At 51.7% G+C, this 11953-nt stretch carries 5 protein-coding genes, 3 tRNA genes and 2 rRNA genes (1 of these 10 only partly in view); 7 read left to right on the top strand and 3 right to left on the bottom strand.

Annotated features, from left to right (window positions below; genetic code table 11):
- The 5 genes from N7E60_RS11345 to N7E60_RS11325 all read left to right on the top strand — a co-directional run.
- Positions 1-72, top strand: a tRNA-Ile gene (locus N7E60_RS11345); it begins 5 nt to the left of the window's first position.
- Positions 73-111: 39 nt separating this feature from the next.
- Positions 112-187 (top strand) — tRNA-Ala (locus N7E60_RS11340).
- 310 nt (positions 188-497) lie between these two features.
- Positions 498-3385 (top strand): 23S ribosomal RNA (locus N7E60_RS11335).
- 115 nt (positions 3386-3500) lie between these two features.
- Positions 3501-3616, top strand: a 5S ribosomal RNA gene (gene rrf / locus N7E60_RS11330).
- 59 nt (positions 3617-3675) lie between these two features.
- Positions 3676-3752, top strand: a tRNA-Asp gene (locus N7E60_RS11325).
- A gap of 308 nt (positions 3753-4060) precedes the next feature.
- Here the strand turns inward: N7E60_RS11325 and N7E60_RS11320 are convergent.
- The 3 genes from N7E60_RS11320 to rdgC form a co-directional block, all read right to left on the bottom strand.
- Entirely contained in the window at positions 4061-4315 is a 255-nt protein-coding gene (locus tag N7E60_RS11320) for a YfhL family 4Fe-4S dicluster ferredoxin (protein ID WP_069590579.1), read from the bottom strand.
- A 1-nt stretch (position 4316) separates the two neighbouring features.
- Positions 4317-5663, bottom strand: a complete 1347-nt coding sequence (gene trhP / locus N7E60_RS11315; protein WP_069590581.1) for a prephenate-dependent tRNA uridine(34) hydroxylase TrhP — start codon at positions 5661-5663, stop codon at positions 4317-4319.
- Positions 5664-5823: 160 nt separating this feature from the next.
- On the bottom strand, positions 5824-6732 hold the full coding sequence (gene rdgC, locus N7E60_RS11310; protein WP_198532228.1) for a recombination-associated protein RdgC: 909 nt from the start codon (positions 6730-6732) through the stop codon (positions 5824-5826).
- 117 nt (positions 6733-6849) lie between these two features.
- Here rdgC and N7E60_RS11305 point away from each other — a divergent pair, with 117 nt between their 5' ends.
- Together N7E60_RS11305 and N7E60_RS11300 are read left to right on the top strand one after the other, a co-directional pair.
- Positions 6850-8130 (top strand): exonuclease SbcCD subunit D C-terminal domain-containing protein, encoded by a 1281-nt coding sequence (locus N7E60_RS11305; RefSeq protein ID WP_269597517.1) that lies wholly within the window; start codon positions 6850-6852, stop codon positions 8128-8130.
- Between the two features lie 3 nt (positions 8131-8133).
- Entirely contained in the window at positions 8134-11901 is a 3768-nt protein-coding gene (locus N7E60_RS11300) for an AAA family ATPase (protein ID WP_269597516.1), read from the top strand.
- Positions 11902-11953: the final 52 nt, after the last annotated feature.

Here is an 11953-nt window from a genome sequence, read left to right as displayed (position 1 = left end):
TGTAGCTCAGGTGGTTAGAGCGCACCCCTGATAAGGGTGAGGTCGGTGGTTCAAGTCCACTCAGACCCACCAACACATCCCCAAATGTGTTGGTCAAAGCAATATCAATGTGGGGCTATAGCTCAGCTGGGAGAGCGCCTGCTTTGCACGCAGGAGGTCAGCAGTTCGATCCTGCTTAGCTCCACCACTCTTTAAAGGTTTTTGCTTAAGAATCTTTAAAAAGTGGCTTGCCTGATGGCAAACCCATGCTCTTTAACAATCTGGAAAGCTGACAAGTCATTCTTTAAAGAGTGACAGTAAAGTTCTCAATCAGTGACAGAAATGTCACTCACACAATCAAGTGTGCTTGGGCTTTGTCTTAGTGATAAGCAAAGTCTCTATTTTGAGTCCGGCAAAAACAAAACCTTAATTAGTTGATGATTCAACACTCAGTGGTTTTGCGACGTAGATTTCTTTTTTAGGCAATCTCGAGCAAAAAAGACCTCTTGGGGTTGTATGGTTAAGTGACTAAGCGTAGACGGTGGATGCCTTGGCAGTCAGAGGCGATGAAGGACGTATTAACTTGCGATAAGCCCAGATAAGGCAGTAAAAGCCATTTGAGTCTGGGATTTCCGAATGGGGAAACCCACCTGCATAAGCAGGTATCTTAGCGTGAATACATAGCGCTAAGAGGCGAACTCGGGGAACTGAAACATCTAAGTACCCGAAGGAAAAGAAATCAATTGAGATTCCGGCAGTAGCGGCGAGCGAACCCGGAGCAGCCCTTAAGCGGCTTAGGCGTTAGGTGAACAGGTTGGAAAACCTGGCAATAAAGGGTGATAGCCCCGTAACCGACAGCGCCTTAGTCGTGAAAACGAGTAGGACGGGACACGTGATATCTTGTCTGAACATGGGGGGACCATCCTCCAAGGCTAAATACTCCTGACTGACCGATAGTGAACCAGTACCGTGAGGGAAAGGCGAAAAGAACCCCTGTGAGGGGAGTGAAATAGAACCTGAAACCGTCTACGTACAAGCAGTGGGAGCCTCCTTTGTGGGGTGACCGCGTACCTTTTGTATAATGGGTCAGCGACTTAATGTTAGTAGCAAGGTTAACCGCATAGGGGAGCCGTAGGGAAACCGAGTCTTAACTGGGCGTGTAGTTGCTAGCATTAGACCCGAAACCGAGTGATCTAGCCATGGGCAGGTTGAAGGTTGAGTAACATCAACTGGAGGACCGAACTCACTAACGTTGAAAAGTTAGGAGATGACCTGTGGCTAGGGGTGAAAGGCCAATCAAACTCGGAGATAGCTGGTTCTCCCCGAAAGCTATTTAGGTAGCGCCTCGGACGAATACTACTGGGGGTAGAGCACTGTTAAGGCTAGGGGGTCATCCCGACTTACCAACCCTTTGCAAACTCCGAATACCAGTAAGTACTATCCGGGAGACACACGGCGGGTGCTAACGTCCGTCGTGGAGAGGGAAACAACCCAGACCGCCAGCTAAGGTCCCAAAGTTATCGCTAAGTGGGAAACGATGTGGGAAGGCTCAGACAGCCAGGATGTTGGCTTAGAAGCAGCCATCATTTAAAGAAAGCGTAATAGCTCACTGGTCGAGTCGGCCTGCGCGGAAGATGTAACGGGGCTAAGCGATACACCGAAGCTGCGGCAATGTCCTTATGGATATTGGGTAGGGGAGCGTTGTGTAAGCTGTTGAAGGTGTGCTGAGAGGCATGCTGGAGGTATCACAAGTGCGAATGCTGACATGAGTAACGATAAAGGGGGTGAAAAACCTCCTCGCCGGAAGACCAAGGGTTCCTGTCCAACGTTAATCGGGGCAGGGTAAGTCGGCCCCTAAGGCGAGGCCGAAAGGCGTAGTCGATGGGAAACGGGTTAATATTCCCGTACTGCTGCTTACTGCGATGGGGGGACGGAGAAGGCTAGGTGGGCCTGGCGATGGTAGTCCAGGTTCAAGTGCGTAGGCTGATTTCTTAGGCAAATCCGGGAAATCAAGGCCGAGACACGATGTCGAGCCACCAAGGTGGTGAAGTCATTGATGCCATGCTTCCGGGAAAAGCCTCTAAGCTTCAGGTAAGTAGCAACCGTACTCCAAACCGACACAGGTGGTCGGGTAGAGAATACCAAGGCGCTTGAGAGAACTCGGGTGAAGGAACTAGGCAAAATGGTACCGTAACTTCGGGAGAAGGTACGCTGCCCGGGGTGAAGTCCCTTGCGGATGGAGCTATGGGCAGTCGCAGATACCAGGTGGCTGCAACTGTTTATTAAAAACACAGCACTGTGCAAAATCGAAAGATGACGTATACGGTGTGACGCCTGCCCGGTGCCGGAAGGTTAATTGATGTGGTTATCGCAAGAGAAGCCATTGATCGAAGCCCCGGTAAACGGCGGCCGTAACTATAACGGTCCTAAGGTAGCGAAATTCCTTGTCGGGTAAGTTCCGACCTGCACGAATGGCGTAATGATGGCCACGCTGTCTCCACCCGAGACTCAGTGAAATTGAAATCGCAGTGAAGATGCTGTGTACCCGCGGCTAGACGGAAAGACCCCGTGAACCTTTACTACAGCTTGGCACTGAACATTGAGCCTACATGTGTAGGATAGGTGGGAGGCTTTGAAGCGGCGACGCCAGTTGCTGTGGAGCCATCCTTGAAATACCACCCTTGTATGTTTGATGTTCTAACTTAGCCCCGTTATCCGGGGTGAGGACAGTGCCTGGTGGGTAGTTTGACTGGGGCGGTCTCCTCCCAAAGAGTAACGGAGGAGCACGAAGGTGGGCTAATCACGGTCGGACATCGTGAGGTTAGTGCAATGGCATAAGCCCGCTTAACTGCGAGAGTGACGGCTCGAGCAGGTACGAAAGTAGGTCATAGTGATCCGGTGGTTCTGAATGGAAGGGCCATCGCTCAACGGATAAAAGGTACTCCGGGGATAACAGGCTGATACCGCCCAAGAGTTCATATCGACGGCGGTGTTTGGCACCTCGATGTCGGCTCATCACATCCTGGGGCTGAAGTCGGTCCCAAGGGTATGGCTGTTCGCCATTTAAAGTGGTACGCGAGCTGGGTTTAGAACGTCGTGAGACAGTTCGGTCCCTATCTGCCGTGGGCGTTGGATGATTGAGGGGAGCTGCTCCTAGTACGAGAGGACCGGAGTGGACGAACCGCTGGTGTTCGGGTTGTGTCGCCAGACGCATTGCCCGGTAGCTAAGTTCGGCACAGATAAGCGCTGAAAGCATCTAAGCGCGAAGCTGGCCCCGAGATGAGTCATCCCTAGAGCTTCGAGCTCTCTAAAGGGTTGTCGTAGACTACGACGTTGATAGGCAGGGTGTGTAAGCGCTGTGAGGCGTTGAGCTAACCTGTACTAATTGCCCGTGAGGCTTAACCATACAACACCCAAGAGGTTTTGGGTTGGACTTGAAATAAGCCAGTTGATTGTGGCGAGAACGAACAGCTTTCTAGATTAAGTGTTTTGACTGAAAAGTGAAGACACACAAAATTTTGCTTGGCGACCATAGCGCTTTGGACCCACCTGACTCCATGCCGAACTCAGTAGTGAAACGAAGCAGCGCCGATGGTAGTGTGGGGTCTCCCCATGTGAGAGTAGGACATCGCCAGGCTTTGAATACAATTGATTAAAGCAAAGAGATATAAGCCTTTAATCATACAGAATTGGTGCGGAGTGGTAGTTCAGTTGGTTAGAATACCGGCCTGTCACGCCGGGGGTCGCGGGTTCGAGTCCCGTCCACTCCGCCACTACTTAGAAACCCTAGCTGAAAAGCTGGGGTTTTTTGCGTTTAAGGCGTCCCTAATTCAAGAGCTTATTCATGTTAGAGAATTGCACGGCGTGGAGTGTTTCGCTCGCCTTTCACTATACGTTTTTACTAACGCATGCTTAGTCGCGGCTTGATGAATGCATAAACTGCGATATGTGCGAGCCTGAGTGTCTCAATGCAACGTCGTTACTCTAGACTGTCATGCATTATTGCTACGCGCTTATCAATAGTTCACCGTTGTAGGTTGATATAGACATAAAAAAAGCGCCTTGCGGCGCTTTTAATGGTTTAGGCCATCCCTTGAATGACCACAAACTTTTCTAGGAGTTGCTCCTCGGTCTCGACATTATCAGGGTCGGTGATAATGCATTTGGAGATCGGGCAGACTGACTGGCACGTCGGCTTTTCGTAGTGACCTTTACACTCGGTGCATAAATCTGGCTCGATCTCAAAGATCTCGGAACCCATAGAGATAGCCCCGTTGGGACACTCGGGTTCACACATATCGCAGTTTATGCATTTATCCGTGATGAGTAATGCCATACTACTTTCCTGATGGATTACGCGTATCTTGACCTGATTGTAGGTTACGCATCAGTAGTGCGTATTCCAAGTCCATATCTTCTGGCACAGGAATAAACACAAAGTGACCATTACCTTTGGCATCGTCGATAGACTCTGATTTGCGGTTTTCCATGACTTCAAGAGTGAAGTGGACGTTGCCTTTCGGCGTCATGAGCTCAAGGCTATCACCTAAAACAAACTTGTTCTTCACGGCAACTTCCGCTAAATCGCCACGGCGCTTACCGGTAAACTCACCCACAAATTGCTGTTGGTCAGAGACCGAATAGCCGTAATCATAGTTTTGGTAGCTGTCGTGTGTATGGCGACGTAAGAAACCTTCGGTATAACCGCGGTGCGCGAGGTTTTCCAGTGTGCTCATGAGGCTTTCATCGAAAGGCTTACCGGCCACGGCATCATCAATCGCCTGACGATAAACTTGGGCTGTTCGAGCGCAGTAGTAGAAGGACTTCGTCCGACCTTCGATTTTCAGCGAGTGAACGCCCATTTGGGTCAGGCGTTCAACGTGCTGAATGGCACGGAGGTCTTTTGAGTTCATAATGTAAGTGCCGTGCTCATCTTCATAGGCGGCCATTAATTCACCGGGGCGACGGCCTTCTTCAAGCAAAACCACATCGTCGACAGGCTGACCTTCACCCAATGTTGGCGTGACTTCCTGTACTTGTACCACTTGGCCGGCATCGTCTTCTTTGGCTTCGTGAACCTTATAGTCCCAGCGGCACGCATTGGTACAGGTACCTTGGTTAGGATCGCGCTTGTTGATGTAGCCGGAGAGCAGACAACGACCCGAGTAAGCCATGCACAGTGCGCCGTGCACAAATACTTCAAGCTCCATCTCTGGGCATTGTTTGCGGATCTCTTCGATCTCTTCAAGCGACAGCTCACGTGAGAGGATTACGCGTTCAACGCCTTGCGAATACCAGAACTTCACTGTCGCCCAGTTCACCGCGTTGGCTTGTACTGACAAGTGAATTGCCATATCGGGGAAATGCTCACGCACCATCATGATAAGGCCTGGATCTGACATGATCAGCGCATCAGGACCCATATCGATGATAGGTTGTAAATCGCGGATAAAAGTTTTCAGCTTGGCATTGTGCGGCTGAATGTTACAGACCACATAGAACTTTTTGCCCTGAGCGTGGGCTTCATCGATCCCGATTTTCAAGTTCTCGTGGTTAAATTCGTTATTACGCACACGTAAGCTGTAACGCGGTTGTCCGGCGTAAACGGCATCAGCCCCATAGGCGAATGCGTAGCGCATGTTTTTAAGGCTACCGGCGGGTGAGAGTAGTTCTGGAGTAAACATAATTCCTAGCTAAAGTCTGAGTGTAAGTCAGGCACCTTCATAGTGAAGGTGAGTGTGGGCGCTATTTTACTGTGACAGTGCCCACACTACCAGCAGGAATTACCTAGTCTTTGTGTGGATTAAGCCTGTTGCATCAGTATGCAAAGGCTCACTCGGGCGACTAGTCGGTTTGTAAACCGCCGAGGGTCGTGAATAATCCATCAAGTAATACATCGAGCTCACCGCACATCAACGACAAGTCAGCATCCAGTCGGGCCGCGATATCTTCGCGGTCGATATCCGCGTTTTGATCGCGTAACTCTTCTGAAAACTTCAGGCGTTTAAGGCTGAGATCATCGCCCAACACAAAATGGATTTGTTCTTGCCAGTCCATGGCGAGTTTGGTGACTTGTTTGTCGGCATCGAGGTGAGCGTGAATTTCTTCACTGGTGAGATCTTGCTGTTTGCATTTAATCACCCCACCTTCTTCAAGCAGTGCTTTGAGTTCAGCCTCATCACCAAGGTGGAAGCCCTGAGGCGCGCTGCTTTGTTTAACCCATTCTGTCATGGCGTGTTCCACCGGTGTTTGGGTTTCGACGGGCACAACCGGTAAGCTACCGATGGATTTACGGAGTAAGGCAAGTAGCTCTTCGGCTTTTTTAATACTGGCCGCATCGACCAGAACCAGCCCTTTTGCCGGCATGAGAAGGGCGCACATCTGGCTTTGGCGGGTAAAAGCGCGCGGGAGCAACTCCATGACAACATCATCTTTTAGGCTGTCTTTTTCGCGTTTTTTCAAACGTTGGCCTTGGGCTTGCTCCATGGCATCAACTTTTTCTTCTAACGCATCTTTGATCACTGAGGCAGGGAGCAGCTTTTCTTCTTTGCGTGCCCGGATCAAAATATTGCCGCCGCTGACATGGGTCAGCATGTCGCCGTGCTTACCCAATGCTTTATCCCAGCCGAACTTCTGCATGTCCTGGCTGCCGCAAGGGGTAAAGTCGAACTCTTTGAGTTGGCTTTCGAGCTGTTCGGGATCGAGAGGAATGTCACGGGTGAGGCGGTAGACGAGTAAGTTCTTAAACCAAATCATGGCGAGGCTTTATCCATCCAGTTGTGAGAAAGCCAACATGGTATTGCATTCATCCTCGAATGTCGCTGCAATTAGCGTAGAATTTTACCCGGCTCGCGACATTGGCGAGTGTCCATGACCTCGTCTTTTTTCAACCAACGGATAACCCCAGCAGTGTTAAAAATCATTCATACCTCAGATTGGCACCTTGGCCACCAATTGCATGGCTATGATCGTCAGCAAGAGCACCAAGCGTTTCTTGATTGGCTACAGCAGCAATTGATAGATGAAGAAGCGGATGCCTTGTTGGTTGCCGGAGACATCTTCGATAGTGCCAATCCGCCTGCCAGCGCTTGGCGTATGCTATACCGCTTCTTAGCGGATATGGCTAAGGCATTGCCCCAACTGAATGTGATTATTACCGGTGGGAACCATGACTCACCTAGCAAACTCGATGCGCCACACGAGCTACTCAAAGCCTTTGATTTACACTTAATTGGTGCTATCTCACGGCACAGCGATGGTAGTTTAGATACTGAGCGTATGATGGTGCCGGTGACGGACAAACAGGGGCAAACCGCCGCTTGGGTGATGGCTGTGCCTTTTTTACGTAGCAGTGATTTACGCACGGAAGGATTGGGGGAAGACGATGATCGTCTCATCGAAGGGGTGCGACAGATTTATCAGCAAACTGAACAAGCGGCGCGCGCCAAATGCACGGGGAGCCAAGCGCTGATTGCGATGGGGCATGTTTATATGGCGAGTGGGCAGCTATCAGAAATGTCTGAGCGACGCATTCTCGGGGGCAACCAGCATGCGCTGCCGGCTGATATTTTTGCCAAGGATGTTGCCTATGTGGCACTTGGACATTTGCACCTTGCCCAGCGGGTCGCGAAGCAAGAGCGAATTCGCTATTGTGGTTCGCCGATCCCACTGTCTCTGTCAGAGCGACACTATCGCCATCAAGTGCTCGCTGTCACGTTAGAGGGGGCGCAGCTTGCCGATATTCGCTCTCTTGAAGTACCGCGACAGGTCGACTTACTGCGTGTGCCAGACAAGCCTGCTCCGCTTAATGAAGTGATAGAAGCGCTGCAGGCGCTGACCCTTTCCTCACTATCGCTGGATATGCAGCCGTTATTGGAAGTGCCTGTTCTATTGGATGCCCCGCAACCGATGTTGCGTGAGAAGATCCTCGCGGCGCTAGAGGGGCAGCCTATCCGTTTGGCGAAGATAACGCCGCACTATCGTGACCGCACCCACGAGCGCCAATTTCGTGAGCAGCGCTTGTCTGATGTCGAGCCGTTTCAAGTTTTCCGTCACGGCTGGCAGCAAAAATATCAAGGTGAGCCGGATCCGGCTATCGCAGCGACTTTTTCACATTTGCTTGAACAACTGGAACAGGATGAGGACCAATAAACGATGAAAATTCTGGCATTACGTGGCGAGAACCTGGCCAGTATTCAACACCCGTTTGAGTTGGACTTTTCAAAGGGCCCTTTGGGTGATAGCGGTTTGTTTGCGATCACCGGCAAAACGGGGGCCGGTAAATCCACGTTGTTAGATGCTATCTGTCTTGCGTTATATGACAAGATCCCGCGCTTTCAAGCCAACAAAAAGAACGATGCGGATATTGGTCTCGGCGATCCTGCAACCCGAGTTAAAGCCAACGATGTGCGCAGTATTTTGTCGCGAGGAAAAGGTGAAGGTTACGCAGAAGTCGACTTCTTTGCCCATGACGGCAGTCGCTGGCGTGCCCATTGGTCGGTACGTCGCGCGCGAGGAAAAGCCGATGGCCGGATCCAAGCCAGTGAGCATTGGCTCGAAAACCTCACCACCGGCCAACGTTTTGCAGGAAAGAAACAGGAAGTGCTCAGTGAAATTGAGCGTCTGGTCGGGCTCAGCTACGAGCAGTTTCGTCGTGCGGTGATGCTCCCCCAAGGGGATTTCGCGGCTTTTTTGAAAGCGTCAGCAGATGATCGCGCAGCACTGCTGGAGCGGATGACTGGCACCGAAATTTACAGCCGTTTATCCCAAATGGCCCATGAGCGTGCCCGTGATGAAAAACAAGCACTGGATCAGCTCATGCAACAGCTCGGTGACATTCAGCTCCTGAGCGAAGATGAAGAGCAGCAATTGGTAGATGAACAAGCCCAATGCCAACAGGCGGTCAAACATCATCAACACCAACTCAAAATGCTGAACGACTACCGCCAGCAACATACCCACTTAGCGCAGGCGCAACAAGCACTTGATGACGCGCAAGTGGCACTGGATGAGGCGGAACAAGAAAAAGCGGGTGTGGAAGCGCGCCGAGAGACATTGGCACAGATTGAACGTGCCCAAGCGGCGCGAGAGGATCTCAATGCGCTGCAGCGTTACCAGTGGCAGTCCCTATCCTTGGGGAAAGATCTAGCTGCACTAGCCCGAGATGAACAGGCTGTTGCCGCCGACTATGAGCGACAAGCGGATCGTTGGCGAGAAGCCAATCGCGCATTGACCGATGCCGAGCAAGCGTGGGCTGATATAGAGCCGAAGGTGCGTGAGGCTCAGCAAATCGAGACCCAATTAGCCAGTCTTGATGAGCAAATGCGTGAGCAAAACATTACCCTCAATGAAGAACAGCAAAAATGGCGTCAAGCGCAACAGACCCTTGAACAAACCCGTGCCCATGCACAGCATTTGGTGCATCGTGAAACGATCATTGCTGAGCAACTGGCAGCGTTTGGCGATTTCGGTCACGTGGCTGAGCACTATCAGCCGGTGTTTGACAACCTCAAGCAGTTTCTTGATTGCCAAGATGCGCTAGCCGCACTGAGTGATGAGCACAGACAGCGACAGCAGCAAGCCCAGCAATGGCGCCCTCAGCGCGATAAGCTTGAGCAGGATATTGCGCAAGTGGATGCCAGCAGCGACCAGTTAAAAACAAAACGAGCGGCTGCAGAACCCGATCGCCTGATCGCGGAGCAAGAAGCCGAACAAGCGCGCTATAGCCAATTGCAGTCTACCCGTCGCCTACAAGAGGCGGTTTTAAATGAAGCACATAACTGGCAATACTGGGACGAGCGCTGTCAACATAATCAGTTGGAGTTCGAAAAATTTGATGCCATTTTCCGCAATAGCCAAACCCACCTAACGCGTTTGAAAGACACGGTAACGCGCCAACAAGCTCAGGTTGACGAAGCACGTCACAGTTTGCAGCAAGCGATGGCCGTGATGGAGTTGGAAGACTTGCGTCAGGCGCTTAACGAGGGAGACCCTTGTCCGCTTTGTGGGGCGACTGAGCATCCTTACTTACACCATGCGCCCGTGGTGGAAAGCTTGATTGATCAGCAGCAAACGCGTCTTGCTGAGCTGCAAGCGACACTCAATCAAAGCCAAGCAGAATATTACTACTGGCAAAAGCAACACCAGCAAAGTGAGCATGCATGTGCTGAGTTGCGAGAGCAGGGACAAGTATGGCAGGCGGAGCGTGATCAATACGAAAAAGGGCTGCGTGTTGCCATCGCTGAATTGGATAGTGACATCGACAGTCAGACGCCACTGCGTGATGTGCTCATCGATATTGAAGCTCGTGCCCAACAGACGCAAGCGGACTATGTGGCCTGTTATCAAGGCATGACCGAACGTCAGCAACAGCTTGCCCATATTCAGCAGATTGATGCGGCACTCAGTGAGTTGCAACAAGCTCGAGAGCAGCTTGTTGCCCGTCGTCATCACTTAGACCAAGCGCTAACCGAATGTGAAACACGCCTTAGCGCCATTGACGAACAATGGCACCAGCAACAAGCTCAGCGTGATAGTCGCTGCGAAGCACTCGATAAACAGCTAGGCAAAGGCCAATGGCAGGCCAGCTTACAACAAGTTGGCTCCGCACGTTACATTCGGCAAATGGAGCAAAAAATCCAGCAATACCGCGCTTTGCAAGCGGAGCGTGAGGGGATGGCGGAAGAAAAGCAGCGTACCGACACCGAGCTTGCCACGCTCACACAGCAGTGTCAGAGCTTGTCAGATGCCATTCAGTCACGTCAGACGCAATTGGTGAACTTGGCCCAACAACATCAGCAGCGTATGGCGGCGCGACAAGCGCTGGTGGGGGATCAGGATCTTGCGAGCTTAGAAAATGAGTACAAATCACGCATAGACGCGCAGCGCCAGCGTCGAGCTGAGGCGGAAAAGGCGTATACGCAAGCCAGTGAACAACGCGCCGGCTTGCAAGCCCGTCAGCAAACTTTGCAGCAGCAACGGCAAGATGCTAATCAGCACTATCGTACCGCCGTTAGGCGTTGGATCCATTGGCAACCTGCGCTGGGAATGAGTCAGTATACTTTGATGGCGCATTTGTCATTGAGCGAGGCTTGGCGGGCGGATGAACGCCAAGCTTTAAACCAGATTGAGGCGCGCTATCAGGAAGCAAAAACACGCTTTGAAGAACGTGAACAGCAGCTAAATCATTGTCATCAGGCCATTGCGACCGCCAAAGCGTGGTTTGATGAACAAGCGCTGACAGATGACGAGACAGTCTTGGAGACGCAGCAAGCCGAGTGGCAACACGCGCAAGAGCAGGCTGAACAGCGTGTGTTCGATATTCGTCATCGGCTGACGCAAGCCGAGCAGGCACGTCAGCAAGCGGGGAGTTTAACGGACAAAATTGATACCCAGCGCAGCAAAACGGAACAATGGCTAAAACTGGCCGACTTAATTGGCTCGGCCAGCGGTGCCAAATTTCGTAACCTTGCCCAATCACTCACACTCGCCCAGCTGGTGGAGATTGCCAACGAGCACCTTGCTTCGCTCTCCCCTCGCTACGCGCTGCAAACCGTACCCGACAGTTTGTTAGCATTGCAGGTGGTGGATCATGATATGGGAGATGAAGTGCGCAGCGTGGAATCCCTCTCTGGAGGAGAGAGTTTCTTGGTTTCTTTGTCGCTGGCACTGGCGCTCGCCTCATTAGCGGCAGATACTCGTCAGTTAGGATCGCTGTTTATCGATGAAGGCTTTGGCACCTTGGACCCCGACAGCTTAGAGATGGCGCTGTCGTGTCTCGATACCCTGCAAGCGGATGGACGCCAAATTGGTGTGATCTCTCATGTGAGTACGTTGGTCGAGCGGATTGGCGCCCAAGTTCGCGTAGACAGTCAGGGCGGAGGTGCAAGTCGCGTGCTGGTCACACAGCAAGGTGTTGGCTAGGTCACAGCATGCACAAAGGGCGGGGAATTTGCTCGCGCTGGGTCACAAAAAT

It is taken from the genome of Salinivibrio proteolyticus (assembly GCF_027286365.1).
Lineage (GTDB): Bacteria > Pseudomonadota > Gammaproteobacteria > Enterobacterales > Vibrionaceae > Salinivibrio > Salinivibrio proteolyticus.
This window is presented reverse-complemented; position numbering and strand designations above follow the sequence as displayed.

Coding starts and splice junctions, on each gene's coding strand:
- N7E60_RS11320 (WP_069590579.1), bottom strand. CDS start 4,315: ATGGCATTACTCATCACGGATAAATGCATAAACTGCGATATGTGTGAA.
- trhP (WP_069590581.1), bottom strand. CDS start 5,663: ATGTTTACTCCAGAACTACTCTCACCCGCCGGTAGCCTTAAAAACATG.
- N7E60_RS11305 (WP_269597517.1), top strand. CDS start 6,850: ATGACCTCGTCTTTTTTCAACCAACGGATAACCCCAGCAGTGTTAAAA.
- N7E60_RS11300 (WP_269597516.1), top strand. CDS start 8,134: ATGAAAATTCTGGCATTACGTGGCGAGAACCTGGCCAGTATTCAACAC.